Origin of the sequence: Mycolicibacterium parafortuitum, assembly GCF_002086815.1 — a bacterium.
GTDB lineage: Bacteria > Actinomycetota > Actinomycetes > Mycobacteriales > Mycobacteriaceae > Mycobacterium > Mycobacterium parafortuitum.
In genome coordinates this window covers 67451-81798 of sequence record NZ_MVID01000025.1, presented here as the reverse complement: position 1 = coordinate 81798, position 14348 = coordinate 67451, and the positions used below count along the sequence as shown (strand labels likewise).

Sequence of the window (14348 nt, the reverse complement as noted above, 5' to 3'; positions counted from 1 at the left end):
TTTAAGCGCCGAAGGCCGCCACTGCGCCGATCACGATAATCGCCGGAGGCCGAATCCCGTCCGATCGGACCTTCTCCGGCGTCTCCGCCAGGGTGGCCCGCAAACTCCGCTGCGCAGATGTCGTGCCGTGCTGCACCACCAGAACCGGTGTATCTGCAGGTCGGCCGCCATTCAGCAACGCCTTGACGAACAGTTCGATCCGTTCGACCGCCATCAGCAAAACGATGGTGCCATTCATGGCGGCGAGTGCGTCCCAATTCACTAACGATTCGGGGTGGTCGGGCGCCAGATGCCCGCTGACCACCACGAACTCGTGTGTGAGGCCGCGATGGGTGACGGGGACGCCGGCGAGTGCGGGCACCGCTATGGCGCTCGTCACACCCGGCACCACGGTCACCGGGATCCCGGCGTCGGCGCACGCGATCACCTCTTCGTAGCCGCGGGCGAACACGAACGGATCGCCGCCCTTGAGCCGCACCACGAACTTGCCCTGTTTGGCCCGGTCCACGAGCACGCTGTTGATCGCGTCCTGCGCCATCGCCCGGCCGTACGGGATCTTGGCCGCATCGATGACCTCGACCTCGGGAGACAGTTCGGCGAGCAGTTCCTGCGGGGCGAGCCGGTCGGCGACGACGACGTCGGCGTGCGCGAGCAGCCGCCTGCCGCGCACCGTGATCAACTCCGGATCGCCGGGCCCGCCGCCGACCAGGGCGACGCCGCCCTTGACGACGCCGGCCGCCTCGCCGGCGTCCTCGGCGATCACACCCTGTTGCAGCGCCTCGCGGATCGCGGTGCGGATGCCTGCCGAGCGCCGGTGCTCCCCGCCGGCGAGCACTCCCACCGCCAGGCCTTCGTACTCGAAGGTGGCCGGCGTGACCGCGGTGCCCTCGACGGCGATGTCGGCGCGCACACAGAACACGCGGCGCCGCTCGGCGCCGGCCACGATGGCCGCGTTGACCTCCGGATCATCGGTGGCGGCGATCACATACCAGGCGCCGTCGAGGTCTTCGTCACGAAACTCCCGCAACGTCAACGTGATTCCGTCGATGGCCTCGACGACCGGGGTGGCGGCCTTGGTCACGACGTGGACGTCGGCGCCGCTGGCGACCAGCAGCGGCAGCCGCCGTTGAGCGACGGTTCCGCCGCCGACGACGACCACCTTCTTACCTGCCAGGCGCAGCCCCACCAGATAGGCGTTGTCCGACGCCCCATTGCTGCTCGCGTCCGCAGAAGTCACCCGCCGAGCCTAGTGGTTTGCCGCCGCCGCGACGAAGCGGGCGACGGCCCCCGGATGCGCGGCGGCGTGGGTGTGCAGGTAGCCGGCGTGCACGCCGCGCTGCACCGCCCCGTCCTCCACGATGCGCCCGCCACGGCCGCCGTAGCGCCATGCCGGATTCCGGTCGGGTGCGAATCGCACTGTGGTGCGGTGGAATTCATGGCCGGTGACGCGTTCGCCGACGGTGTGCAGCGGCGACTCGGCGACCGCGACGGCGTCGCGGTAGCCCAGCGTCAGCGAGTCGGTGAACGACGCCGACCCGGCCAGCACACCGCACATCGGGTGACCGTCGAGGTCGTCGACCAGATAGGTCAGCCCCGCGCATTCGGCGTGCACCGGCGCACCGCCGGCGGCGAGCGCCTTGATCTGGCCGCGCACCGTGTCGTTGGCCGACAGTTCGGTGCCGAACTCCTCGGGGAAGCCGCCCGGCAGCACCAGCGCGGCGGCACCGGCGGGCAGCGGGTCGCACAGTGGGTCGAACTCGACGACGTCCGCGCCGGCCGCGCACAGGATCTCGCGATGCTCGGCGTAGCCGAACGTGAACGCCTTGCCCGCGGCCAGCGCGACGGTGACGGGTTCGGCGGTGGCGGCGACCTGCGCCGGCGTCCACGGTTCGCCGGGCACCCGGCTCGCGGCGACCGCGGCCACCGCGGCCAGGTCGACGTGGCGGGCGACCAGCTCGGTCATCGCGGCGACGGCCTCGGTGGCGCGCCGGCCGTGTTCGGTCGCGGTCACCAGCCCGAGATGCCGCGACGGCACGGCCAGTTCGTCGGCGCGCGGAATCGAACCGAGAACCGCCAGCCCGGCGTGATCGCAGGCCTGACGTAACACCTCGTCGTGGCGCGCGGATCCGACGCGGTTGAGGATCACCCCGGCCAGTCGCACGCCGCGGTCGAAGGTCGCGAACCCGTGCAGTAGCGCCGCGACGCTGTGGCTCTGGCCGCGGGCGTCGACGACGAGCACGACCGGGGCGCCCAGCATCGCGGCGACGTGGGCGGTGGAACCGCGTGCCGGCCCGGTCGTCGCGTCGCTGATGCGGCCGTCGAACAGGCCCATCACGCCCTCGACGACCGCGATGTCGGCGTCGTCGCTGCCGTGCCGGAACAGGGGGCCGATCAGCGGCTCACCGACCAGCACCGGGTCCAGGTTGCGGCCCGGCCTGCCGGTGGCCAGCGCGTGATAGCCGGGGTCGATGAAGTCGGGGCCGACCTTGAACGGTGCGACCCGGCGCCCGGCCTGGCGCAGCGCGCCCATCAGCCCGGTGGCCACGGTGGTCTTGCCGCTGCCCGACGCCGGCGCGGCGATCACCACCGCCGCAGTGCTCACACCTTCCCCCAAGCCCGCGAGCGTGCGTGTCTGCGGGCGACACGCCGCCCACATACCGAACTTTGCGCACGCTCGCACCGACCGCGGCGCACGCTCACCACTCGATGCCCTTCTGGCCCTTGCGTCCGGCGTCCATCGGGTGCTTGATCTTGGTCATCTCGGTGACCAGATCGGCGGCGTCGAGCAGCGCCTGCGGGGCGTCCCGGCCGGTGATCACCACATGCTGGGTGCCCGGGCGGTTCGCCAGCGTCTCGACCACTTCCTCGACGTCCACCCAGCCCCACTTCAGCGGATAGGTGAACTCGTCGAGCACGTAGAAGTCGTGGCGCTGCTCGGCGAGCCTGCGCGAGATCTCGGCCCACCCGTCGGCGGCGGCGACGGCGTGGTCGGTCTCGGTGCCGGGCTTGCGGGTCCACGACCAGCCCGCGCCCATCTTGTGCCATTCGACGGGTCCACCGACACCGCGTTCGGTGTGCGCGCGACCGAGTTCGACAAGCGCGGTCTCCTCGCCGACCTTCCATTTCGCGCTCTTGACGAACTGGAACACCGCGATGTCGAAACCCTGGTTCCAGGCGCGCAGCGCCATCCCGAACGCGGCCGTCGACTTACCCTTGCCCGGTCCGGTGTGCACCGCCAGCAGCGGGGCGTTGCGCCGGGCTCGTGTCGTCAGGCCATCGTCGGGAACCGTCAGCGGTTGTCCCTGAGGCATGGCATCACCCTTCTACGCGGCGCCTTTCACCAGCGCGGTCAGATTCTCGGCCCGCAGTTCGTCCAGACGTACGGCGGGGGCGCCGAGCCGGTGGGCCAGCTCCTGCGCGAGATCGAGTCGGATATAGGAGGTTTCACAGTCGACGACGACGCCCGCCGCGCCTTCGGCCACCAGCCGGGCCGCGGCCGCCCTGGCCCGGCCCAGTGGGTCGGGTCCGCCGGTGGCGCGTCCGTCGGTCAGCACCACCACCAGGCTGCGGCGGGCACGGTCGCGCGCCCGTTCCCGCACCACCATGTCGCGGGCGGCCAGAAGCCCTTGCGCCAGCGGGGTTTTCCCGCCGGTGGCGAATCGGCTCAGCCGCCGGCTGGCGATGTGCACCGAAGTGGTCGGAGGCAACAGGACCTGGGCGTCCTGGCCGCGGAACGTGATCACCGCGACCTTGTCGCGGCGCTGGTACGCGTCGCGCAGCAGCGACAGCGTCGCTCCGCTGACCGCCGACATCCGGTCGCGGGCGGCCATCGAGCCCGACGCATCGACCACGAAGATCACCAGGTTGCCCTCGCGGCCCTCGCGCACCGCGCGGTGCACGTCGTCGGGAACGGGACGCAGCGCGCCGGGCCCGGCCTGCCGGCCCGCCGCGGCGAGCAGCGTCGCGAACACGTGCATGCCGTGCCCGGAGTCGGGCTCGGCGGTCGCGGCGATCACCGAACCGGTGCGGTTGCGGGCCCGGGACCGCCGCCCCGGCGCCCCCTCCCCCACGCCGGGCACGACGAGTGTCCTGGTCTTGAACGTCGGCGACGGGGCCGCGCTGTGCCCGCCGCGCGGCGCGGCGCCGCGCTGCGGCGCATCTTGCTGCGATGAATTCTGTTGCGGTGCATCACCGTTCGCGGGGTCCTGCGGCTCACCCCCGCCGCCGGGCGGATCGGGGTCGGGCTCGGGCTCGGGCTCCCGGTCGGCGGATTCACCGGCCTGCTGCATCGCGTCGTCGAGTTGTCCGGGGTCCAGACCCGGGTCGTCGAACGGGTCGCGACGCCGGCGGTGCGGCAGCGCGAGTTCGGCGGCCACCCGGATATCGCCCTCGTCCACGGTGGTTTCGCCACGCCAGGCGGCATGCGCCACCGCGGTGCGCGCCACCACCAGGTCGGCGCGCATACCGTCGACGTCGAACGCCGCACACAGCGCGGCGATCCGGCGTAACTCGTTGTCGGGCAACACCACCTGCGACACCAGCGCCCTGGCCTCGGCGATGCGCGCGGAAAGCTCGGCATCCGCGTCGGCGTAGCGCTGCGCGAACGCGGCCGGGTCGGCCTCATAGGCGAGCCGGGCGCGGATCACCTCGGCGCGCACGTCGACATCGCGGGAGGCCGCCACGTCGACGGTGAGCCCGAACCTGTCGAGCAACTGCGGGCGCAGTTCGCCCTCTTCGGGATTCATCGTCCCGATCAACACGAACCGGGCGTCGTGGCTGTGCGAGACGCCGTCGCGTTCGATGTGCACGCGTCCCATCGCCGCGGCGTCGAGGAGCACGTCGACGAGGTGGTCGTGCAGCAGGTTGACCTCGTCGACGTAGAGCACGCCGCGGTGCGCCTTCGCGAGCAGTCCGGGTGAGAACGCGTGCTCGCCGTCGCGCAGCACCTTCTGCAGGTCCAGTGACCCGACGACGCGGTCCTCGGTGGCCCCGATCGGCAGCTCGACCAACTGGCCGCCGCCGTCGCCCGCGGCCGCGTACGCCGCCGAGAGCACCTGTGCCAGACCTCGCACCGCCGTCGACTTCGCGGTGCCCTTCTCGCCGCGGATCAGCACGCCCCCGATGTCGGGGCGCACGGCGCACAGCACGAGCGCCAGCCGCAGTTGATCGTGCCCGATCACCGCGCTGAACGGGTAGATCGGCACCGCCGGCGACGCCCCGGAAAGCGCCGTCACGGCTTGACCATCGCCACGTGCGGGATGCCGTCGTCGAGGAACTCCTCGCCGTCACGCACGAACCCGTGCCTGCCGTACATCTCCGCGAGGTAGGTCTGGGCGTTGATGTGGCACGGATAGTCGCCGACCTCTGCCAGCGCGGCCTGCAGCAGCCGGGTGGTGTGGCCCTTCCCGCGGTCGCTACGCCGGGTACAGACCCGGCCGATCCGGAACGCCTTCTGCCCGGCGGGGTGCTCCTCCATCAAGCGCAGCGTCGAAATGACTTCTCCTTCAGCGTTTTCCAGCCAGAAGTGGCGGGTCTCTGCGAGCAGGTCGCGGCCGTCGAGTTCCGGGTACGGTGTCGCCTGCTCGACGACGAAAACCTCGACCCGAAGTTTGAGCAGCCCGTAGAGCGTCGCGGCGTCGAGGTCCTTGGCCCAGCTACGGCGCAGCGGCACTGTCATATGAGCGGCCGGATCAAACGGTCGCCGCGGTCGGGGTGTGCTCGGTGCCCGCGGTCGATTCGCCGTCTGCCGTGGCGGGCAGCGAAGAGGCGGGATTGTCGAGCTTGAGCACCTTGGTGCCGTGTGCCCACACCTCGTCGAAGAGCTTCGGGTTCTCGGACAGCTTGGTGCCCAGTGACGGCACCATCTCCTTGAGCTTGGGCTCCCAGGACGGGTAGCGGTCGGCGAAACACCGCTGCATCACGTCGAACATCGCGGGCACCGCGGTCGACGCACCCGGCGACGCGCCGAGGAGTCCGGCGATGCTGCCGTCGGCGGCCGAGAGCACCGTGGTGCCGAACTCGAGCACGCCGCCCTTGCCCTTGGCCTTGCGGATCACCTGCACGCGCTGGCCGGCGATGTCCAGCTCCCAGTCGGAATTCTTTGCGGTCGGCGCGAATTCACGAAGGTTCTCCACCCGCGCGGCTTCGCTGAGCAGCAGCTGGCCGATCAGGTACTTCAACAGACCCATCTCGGTCAGGCCGACCCCGAGCATCGAGACCAGGTTGTCGGGGCGTACCGAGAACGGCAGATCGGTGATCTTGCCCTGCTTGAGGAACTTCGGCGACCAGCCGGCGAACGGCCCGAACAGCAGCCAGGATTTGTCGTTGATGACGCGGGTGTCGAGGTGCGGCACCGACATCGGGGGCGCACCCAGCGGCGGCAGACCGTAGACCTTGGCCTGGTGCCGGGCGGTGAGGTCCGGGTTGCCGGTGCGCAGCCACTGGCCGCCGACCGGGAACCCGCCGAATCCCTTGGCCTCCTTGATGCCCGCCTTCTGCAGCAGCGGCAGCGCTCCGCCGCCGGCGCCGACGAACACGAACTTGGCGTTGAACACCCGCTTGTGGCCGGTGCGGCCGTTGACGACCTTGACGTTCCAGGTGCCGTCCGACTTCTTGTCGAGGTCGGTCACCGAATGACCGAACAGCGTGGACAGTCCTTGTTTGGCACCGAATCCGAGCAGCTGACGCGACAGCGACCCGAAGTCGACGTCGGTGCCGTCCTGGGTCCAGTTCAGCCCGACGGGCTCGCGCAGGTCGCGGCCCTCGGCCATCAGCGGCAGCCGGCGGGCGAACTCGTCGGTGTCGTCGATGAACTCCATCGTCGCGAACAACGGGTTGGTGACCAGCGCGTTGTAGCGCTTGCGCAGGTACTGCACGTTGTCGGCGCCGGTGACGAAGCTGACGTGCGGGATCGGGTTCAGGAAGCTGCGCACCTCGGGCAGCACGCCGTTCTCCACCGCGTAGGCCCAGAACTGGCGCGACACCTGGAACTGCTCGTTGACGTTGATGGCCTTGCTGATGTCGATCGAGCCGTCGGGCTTGGCGGGCGTGTAGTTCAGCTCGCAGAGGGCGGAGTGGCCCGTGCCCGCGTTGTTCCACGCGTCGCTGCTTTCGGCCGCGACCCCGTCGAGGCGCTCGACCAGCGTCATCGACCAGTTCGGCTCGACCAACCGCAACAGTGCGCTGAGGGTTGCGCTCATGATGCCGGCGCCGACGAGCAGGACGTCGGTCTTCTCTGCTTCTGACACCTTTTCGTGGGTCCTTCGTGGTCGCTGCCCGTTTCTCACGGCTTACCGGTGTTCAGGTTATCCCGCCACGGTCGGGGTCAACCCGCCGACCGGGTCACACGATTAGGGTGGCAGGCGTGTCTGGATGGGAGCCCGACGTGCTGCCCGGATACCGGCAACGCACCTACGCCCTCGGGCCCGACCCGGACGGCGAAGGCGATCTGGTGGCGACGCTGGTGCGGCGAGGGGAACCGGACCCCGCCGCGCGGCACGCGGTGCTGCTGGTGCACGGCTACACCGACTACTTCTTCCACACCGAACTCGGTGACCACCTGGCGGCCCGCGGCTTCACCGTCTACGCCCTCGACCTGCACAAATGCGGCCGATCCCACCGGGACGGGCAGACCCCGCACTTCACCACCGACCTGTCCCGCTACGACGTCGAGCTCGAGTTGGCCCTCGACGAGATCGCCGCGGAGTCCCCGCACACACGGGTGATGGTCTACGGACATTCGGCAGGCGGGCTGGTGGTGTCGCTGTGGCTGGACCGGTTGCGCGCCCGCGCGGGCGCAGGCGCCGACCGGGTCGACGGAGGCGCAGGCGCCGACCGGGTCGGAGGCCTGGTCCTGAACGCGCCGTGGCTGGATCTGCAGGGGCATGCGATCTTGCGCACACCGGCGGCGTCGGCGGCGATCATGGCGATCCGGAGGCTCCGCAAGAACGCGGTGATCCGGCGTCCCAATCCCGGCGGTGGTTACGGCGCGACGCTGCACCGCGACTTCTTCGGGGAGTTCGACTACGACCTGCGCTGGAAGCCGGTCGGCGGGTTCCCGGTCACGTCCGGTTGGCTGCATGCGATCCGGCGCGGGCAGGCCCGGCTGCACCGGGGACTGGACGTCGGTGTGCCGAACCTGATCCTGCGTTCGGACCACAGTGTGCGCGAGGCCGTCGACCCGGAAGCGATTCAGCGCGGTGACGCGGTGCTGGACGTGGCCCAGATCGCGCGCTGGGCGGGGTGTATCGGGAACCGGTCGACGGTGGTGCCGATCGTCGACGCCAAACACGATGTTTTCCTGTCCCTGCCCGGTCCGCGCCGCGTCGCCTACGCCGAGCTGGACGCCTGGCTGGACTGGTACCTGGCCGACCGGCCGACCACCGCGACATCATCCGACGGGAGCACAGACCATGGCTGACTTCGATATCGCCATCATCGGCACGGGGTCGGGCAACTCGATCCTCGACGAACGCTATGTGGACAAGCGGGTGGCGATCTGCGAGAAGGGCGTCTTCGGCGGCACCTGCCTCAACGTCGGCTGCATCCCGACGAAGATGTTCGTCTACTCGGCCGGGGTGGCCGAACAGATCAGGGAGTCAAGCAGATTCGGCGTCGACGGACGCATCGACGGGGTGCGTTGGACCGACATCGTGTCCCGGGTGTTCGGCCGGATCGACCCGCTGGCCGCCGGCGGCGAACAGTACCGGCGCTCGTCGCCGAACGTCGAGGTGTTCGACAGCCACACCCGCTTCGCCGGGCCCGACACCGGTGCCGGCTACCGGCTGCGCACCGACGACGCCGACGAGTTCACCGCGACGCAGGTGGTACTGGCCGCCGGGGCCCGCGCGACCGTGCCGCCGGCGATCCTCGACTGCGGCGTCGCCCATCACACCAGCGACACCATCATGCGGATCTCGGAACTGCCCGAGCATCTGGTGATCGTCGGCGGCGGTTTCGTCGCCGCGGAGTTCGCGCACGTGTTCTCCGCGTTGGGATCCCGCGTGACGATCGTGCTGCGCGGCACGACGATGCTCACCCACTGTGACGACACGATCTGCGAGCGCTTCACCGACATCGCGGGCAAGAAGTGGGAGATCCGCAGCCGCCGCAACATCGTCGGGGGTAGTTCCGACAGCAGCGGGGTCACGCTGCGCCTCGACGACGGCGCCACGCTGCGTGCCGACGCGCTGCTGGTGGCGACCGGCCGGGTGCCCAACGGCGACCTGCTCGACGCGCACCTGGGCGGGGTCGAGGTCACCGACGGCCGGGTCACCGTCGACGAGTACCAGCGCACCACCGCCCGCAACGTGTTCGCGCTCGGCGACGTCAGCTCCCCGTACCAGCTCAAGCACGTCGCCAACCACGAAGCCCGGGTGGTCAAGCACAACCTGCTGCAGGACTGGGACGACACCGAGAACCTGATGCCGGCCAATCACCGCTTCGTGCCGTCGGCGGTGTTCACCGAACCCCAGATCGCATCGGTCGGACTGACCGAGAACGAGGCGCGCGCGGCGGGCTACCGCATCCGGTCCAAGGTGCAGGACTACGCCGACGTCGCCTACGGGTGGGCGATGGAGGACTCCACCGGTTTCGCGAAACTGATCGTCGACGACGACAGCGGATTGCTGCTCGGTGCGCACATCATGGGTCATCAGGCGTCGTCGATCATCCAGCCGCTGATCCAGGCGATGGCGTTCGACCTGCCCGCCCAGGACATGGCGCGCGGGCAGTACTGGATTCATCCGGCGCTGCCCGAGGTCGTCGAAAACGCGCTGCTGGCGCTGTGCGGGGAGCCGCCCTGGCCGCCGTCCCGGCGGCATTAGGCAGGAGCCGCCGTCCCGGCGGCATCAGGCCGCCGGTTGGCGCAGGTAGCCTCGGTCGGCCGCGACGTCGGCGAGCAGGCCGCGCAGCGCGCGCCTGCCGCGGTGCAGTCGCGACATCACCGTGCCCTTCGGGATGTCGAGGACGTCGGCGATCTCCTGATAGCTCAGTCCCTCGACGTCGGCGTAGTACACGACCAGGCGCTGCTCGACGCGGAGCGCACCGAGCGCATCCCTGACCTCGTCGTCGCCGAGCGCTTCGAGCGCGGTGAGCTCCGCTGACGCCGGCCCTGTCGACGTGTGGTTCAGCTGCGCATGCAGCTGCGCGTCGGTCAGCTCGTCCGAGAGCACCTCCGCGGGCCGGCACTGGGCGCGCCGATGCGCCTTGATCCAGGTGTTCGTCATGATCCGGAAGAGCCACGCCCGAACGTTGGTGCCGTCCTCGAACTGATGAAATGCCTTGTAGGACTTCATCATCGTCTCCTGCACCAGATCCTCGGCGTCGATGGCGTTACCGGTGTAGCGCCGGGCCGCCCGGTAGAGCTGATCGGTCAATGCCAGCACGTCACGCTCGAAGCGTTGCAGTACCGGGTCTTTCACTGTCTCGGTCATATCGGAACCTCCAAAGCCGCTGTCTGGCCGTTGGTTCCAACTGTATGGACGTCACCGCGCGACGCCAGATGTGCATAGGAAACTCAAACACATATGAAATCTCTATGAGGTGCTGACGCGGCCCGCCGGAAGAGGCGACAATGGGCTGATGACGTCCGCGCCGGTCGAGGACCAGGGACCCCGCCGCGCGATCCTGGGCAAGTTGCCCCGGATGTACCGCGCCGACGGGTCCGCCATCCGTGTGCTGCTCGTCGACGACGAGCGCGCGCTGACCAACCTCGTCAAGATGGCGCTGACGTACGAGGGGTGGGAGATCGATGTCGCCCACGACGCCGCCGAAGCCGTCGCGAAGTACCGCGAGAACACCCCTGACCTGCTGGTCCTGGACATCATGCTGCCCGACATGGACGGCCTGGGCGTGCTGGAACAGCTGCGCGCGTCCGGGACGTACACCCCGACGCTGTTCCTGACCGCGCGTGATTCGGTCGCCGACCGCGTGACCGGGCTGACCGCGGGCGGCGACGACTACATGACCAAGCCGTTCTCGCTGGAGGAACTCGTGGCGCGGCTGCGGGGGCTGCTGCGCCGGTCGGCCTACCTGACCCCGGCCGACGACGAGGCCCTGACGGTCGGGGACCTCGTCCTGGATGCGGCCAGCCGGGAGGTGACGCGCGCCGGTGCGCCGGTGGCGCTGACCTCCACCGAATTCGAACTGCTGCGCCTGCTGATGCGCAATCAGCGAAAGGCTCTGGACCGCAACGAGATTCTCCGCCAGGTGTGGAACTACGACTTCGGCGGGCGCTCGAGCATCGTCGACCTGTACGTGTCGTATCTGCGGAAGAAGGTCGACGCGGGCCGCGCGCCGATGATCCACACCGTGCGCGGGGTCGGGTACATGTTGCGGCCCGCACCATGAGACGCATCTGGCAGAGCTGGACGTTGCGGCGGCAACTGGTCGTCGGCGTCTCGGCCGTGGTGGGCATCGCCCTGATCACCGTCGGCACCCTGTCGGTGGTGAGCCTGCGCGCCTCCGTGCTGGGCATGATCGACGCCCAGCTCGCGGCCGCGGCCGACGGCGGGATCACCTCGGTGGCGAAGTACCGCGGCACCCCGGGTCCCGGCGGCGCGCTGCCCCCACCGGGCACGATGAAACCGCTGACCCATCTGATCGGGCAGGCACCCGACAACGTCGTGGTGCTGATCCGCAACGGCGAGGCGGTGGATTCCGCGGTGTTCGGCGACGGTGACGCCCAGCAGGCGGCGCCGGATGCGGTCGCCGCGATCGCCGGCCTGGACTGGACCGATCCGACGGTGCGCACCGTCAAGGTCCCCGGGCTGGGCTGGTACCGGATGGTGAGCCGTCCCGGTGACGGCGACGAGTTCCTGGTTACCGGGGTGTCCCGGGCGCCCGCGTGGGAAGCGATGGTGCGCGAGACGGTCGTGGTGTCCGGCATGACGGTGTTGGCGCTGGTGATGACGGCGCTGGGCACCGTCGCGATCGTCCGGTTCGCGCTTCGGCCGCTGCGGCGGGTGGCGTCGACGGCCGCGGAGGTGGCCGCGCTGCCGCTCGACCGTGACAACCATTCGATCACCCCGCGCGTGCCGACCGGCGACACCGACCCGCACACCGAGGTCGGCCTGGTCGGCGACACTCTGAACCGCCTCCTCGACCATGTCGAGCAGGCGTTGTCGGACGTCGCCGCGTCCGACCGGCGGATGCGCCAGTTCATCACCGACGCGAGCCACGAACTGCGCACGCCGCTGGCCGCGATCCACGGCTACGCCGAACTGACCCGCCAGGACAGCGCGGTGCTGCCCGAGACGACCGAGTATTCGCTGGCGCGCATCGAGGCCGAGGCGCGACGTATGAACGCCCTGGTCGCCGACCTGCTGCTGCTGGCCCGCCTGGACGAGGGGCAGGATCTGCAGAGCTGCGAAGTGGACCTGGCCGAGCTGGTGGCCGACGCGGTCAACGACGCGGCGGTGTCCGCACCGACCCACCGGTGGTCGGCGCAGGTTCCCGGGCAGCCCGTCTGGGTGCGCGGCGACCGCGCCCGGCTGCACCAGACGCTGGCAAACCTGCTGTCCAACGCCCGGGTGCACACGCCGGAGGGCACGACGGTGACGACGTCGGTGCGCACCGGCAGGGGCGATGACGGCATCGGCTACGTCGAGGTCACCGTCGCCGACGACGGGCCGGGCATCGAGGCCGACCTGCTGCCGCATCTGTTCGAGCGGTTCGTCCGCGCCGACAAGTCCCGCTCGAGCCGCACGGGCAGCTTCGGGCTCGGCCTGTCCATCGTGGCGTCGATCGTCGAATCCCACGGCGGCACGATCACCGCGCGATCGGCTTCGGGCACCACCGCGTTCAGCATCCGCCTGCCGACGGTCGCCGCGCCGGTGCCGGCACGACGCTGAAACCCCACGGCAGTTCGAGCCGGTGCGCGGAGAGCAGGTCGGCGTCCGACAGCACCTCGCCCACCGGCCCGTCGGCGACGATGACGCCGCCGTCCATCACGATCGCGCGGTCGCACAGCTGCGCGGCGTAGGGCAGATCATGGGTGACGATCAGCATCGTCGCGTCCAGACCCGCCAGCGTCTCGGCCAGCTCCCGCCGCGCGACCGGGTCCAGGTTGGCCGACGGTTCGTCGAGCACCAGCACCTCGGGTTCGCAGGCCAGCACGGTGGCCAGCGCGGCTCTGCGCCGCTGGCCGCCGGACATGTGTGCCGGGTTGCGGTCGGCGAGCTCGGTCATCGACACGACGGCGAGGGCGTGCGCCACCCGGGCGTCCAGCTCCGCACCGCGCACACCGAAGTTGGCCGGGCCGAACGCGACATCCTGCGCCAGTGTCGGCATGAACAGCTGGTCGTCGGGATCCTGGAACACCAGCCCGACCCGGCGCCGGATGTCGCGGATCGTGTTGCGCGACAGGGTGTGCCCGCTGATCTCGACGGTGCCGGCCGTCGCGGTGAGCACTCCGTTGAGGTGCAGCATCAGTGTGGTCTTGCCCGCGCCGTTGGGGCCGAGCAGCGCGACGCGCTCCCCCTCGTCGATGTCGAGGTCGATGCCGGCCAGCGCCTCGTGCCCACCCGGGTAGCTGTACCGCAGCCCACGGATGCGGATGGCGGGGACGCTCACAGCGTCGCCCACGCGCTCGCCGCCACGGTGACCGCGGCCGCCGCGGGCAGCAGAGCCACGGCCCATTGTCTCGGAGTCGCGGTCGCGACACCACCGGCGCCGACCGCCAGATTCGGGACGTGGCCGTCGAATCCGCGGGACAGCATCGCCAGGTAGACACGTTCGCCGCGTTCGTAGGACCGCAGGAACAGCGATCCGACGCTGCGGGCGGTCGCCCCCACCTGGTGCAGCATGGTCGGCGAGTCGCCACGCGAGATCCGGGCCATCCGCATGCGCCGGGCCTCGGCGGTGAGCACGTCGATGTAGCGGATCATCAGGGTCAGCACGCTGACGACCAGTGCCGGTACGCGCAGCCGGCTCAGCGCGACCGGCAGCTCACGGGCCGTGGTCGTCGCGGCGACCGTCAGCGATGCCGCGACACCGAGTGTGCCCTTGACCACGATGCCCCACGCCGCGTACAGGCCGGCGACGGACAGCTGCATCCCGGCCACCGTGACGCGCTCGCCCCCCTCGGAGAACGGCAACAGCAGCGCCAGCACCACGAACGGCGCCTCGATCAGCATGCGTGGCAGCATCCAGCGCAGCGGGATCCGCGCCGCGCGCCAGACGGCGAGGATGATCAGCGCGTAGACCGCGAAGGGCCAGAACAGCTCTCGCGGAGTGGCCACGACGGCGAGCACGAACGCCGCCAGACAGACGATCTTGACCTCGGCGGGCAGCCGGTGCACCCGGGAGTCGCCGTCGCGGTAGAGCGGATGCGAATGTCCGCCACCCAC

At 70.4% G+C, this 14348-nt stretch carries 13 protein-coding genes; 4 read left to right on the top strand and 9 right to left on the bottom strand.

What is annotated here, in order from left to right; all coding sequences use genetic code 11:
- Position 1 precedes the first annotated feature (1 nt).
- The 6 genes from cobA to mqo all read right to left on the bottom strand — a co-directional run bounded on the left by cobA (position 2) and on the right by mqo (position 7247).
- Complete coding sequence (cobA, locus tag BST38_RS22585; protein WP_083145719.1) at positions 2-1237, bottom strand: uroporphyrinogen-III C-methyltransferase; 1236 nt, start codon at positions 1235-1237, stop codon at positions 2-4.
- A gap of 9 nt (positions 1238-1246) precedes the next feature.
- Positions 1247-2602: a cobyrinic acid a,c-diamide synthase CobB gene (locus tag BST38_RS22580; protein WP_083145752.1), complete on the bottom strand. Its 1356-nt coding sequence runs from the start codon at positions 2600-2602 to the stop codon at positions 1247-1249.
- Positions 2603-2696: 94 nt separating this feature from the next.
- Positions 2697-3311: a cob(I)yrinic acid a,c-diamide adenosyltransferase gene (gene cobO / locus BST38_RS22575; protein ID WP_083145718.1), complete on the bottom strand. Its 615-nt coding sequence runs from the start codon at positions 3309-3311 to the stop codon at positions 2697-2699.
- 12 nt (positions 3312-3323) lie between these two features.
- Positions 3324-5234, bottom strand: a complete 1911-nt coding sequence (locus BST38_RS22570) for a magnesium chelatase subunit D family protein (RefSeq protein ID WP_083145717.1) — start codon at positions 5232-5234, stop codon at positions 3324-3326.
- Positions 5231-5677: a GNAT family N-acetyltransferase gene (locus BST38_RS22565; protein ID WP_083145716.1), complete on the bottom strand. Its 447-nt coding sequence runs from the start codon at positions 5675-5677 to the stop codon at positions 5231-5233. The genes BST38_RS22570 and BST38_RS22565 overlap by 4 nt, the downstream gene beginning before the upstream one ends.
- Before the next feature lie 13 nt (positions 5678-5690).
- Positions 5691-7247 (bottom strand): malate dehydrogenase (quinone), encoded by a 1557-nt coding sequence (mqo, locus tag BST38_RS22560; protein WP_083145715.1) that lies wholly within the window; start codon positions 7245-7247, stop codon positions 5691-5693.
- 116 nt (positions 7248-7363) lie between these two features.
- Between mqo and BST38_RS22555 the strand changes: the two genes are divergently transcribed.
- The gene (locus BST38_RS22555) at positions 7364-8419 is read left to right on the top strand and encodes an alpha/beta hydrolase (RefSeq protein WP_083145714.1); all 1056 of its coding nucleotides are present in this window, start codon (positions 7364-7366) and stop codon (positions 8417-8419) included.
- Positions 8412-9824: a mycothione reductase gene (gene mtr, locus BST38_RS22550; RefSeq protein ID WP_083145713.1), complete on the top strand. Its 1413-nt coding sequence runs from the start codon at positions 8412-8414 to the stop codon at positions 9822-9824. The genes BST38_RS22555 and mtr overlap by 8 nt, the downstream gene beginning before the upstream one ends.
- Positions 9825-9848: 24 nt before the next feature.
- On the opposite strand, the gene BST38_RS22545 is transcribed toward mtr, so the two are convergent.
- Positions 9849-10433, bottom strand: a complete 585-nt coding sequence (locus BST38_RS22545) for a sigma-70 family RNA polymerase sigma factor (protein ID WP_083145712.1) — start codon at positions 10431-10433, stop codon at positions 9849-9851.
- A gap of 148 nt (positions 10434-10581) precedes the next feature.
- On the opposite strand from BST38_RS22545, the gene BST38_RS22540 reads away from it, so the two are divergent.
- Positions 10582-11349: a response regulator transcription factor gene (locus BST38_RS22540; RefSeq protein WP_083145711.1), complete on the top strand. Its 768-nt coding sequence runs from the start codon at positions 10582-10584 to the stop codon at positions 11347-11349.
- Complete coding sequence (locus BST38_RS22535) at positions 11346-12851, top strand: HAMP domain-containing sensor histidine kinase (RefSeq protein WP_083145710.1); 1506 nt, start codon at positions 11346-11348, stop codon at positions 12849-12851. Before BST38_RS22540 ends, BST38_RS22535 begins: the two co-directional genes overlap by 4 nt.
- Here the strand turns inward: BST38_RS22535 and BST38_RS22530 are convergent.
- Both BST38_RS22530 and cbiQ read right to left on the bottom strand, forming a co-directional pair.
- Positions 12802-13572 (bottom strand): energy-coupling factor ABC transporter ATP-binding protein, encoded by a 771-nt coding sequence (locus BST38_RS22530; protein WP_181792036.1) that lies wholly within the window; start codon positions 13570-13572, stop codon positions 12802-12804. The two genes, BST38_RS22535 and BST38_RS22530, sit on opposite strands and share 50 nt — an antisense overlap.
- Positions 13569-14348: a cobalt ECF transporter T component CbiQ gene (gene cbiQ, locus BST38_RS22525; RefSeq protein WP_083145708.1), complete on the bottom strand. Its 780-nt coding sequence runs from the start codon at positions 14346-14348 to the stop codon at positions 13569-13571. The genes BST38_RS22530 and cbiQ overlap by 4 nt, the downstream gene beginning before the upstream one ends.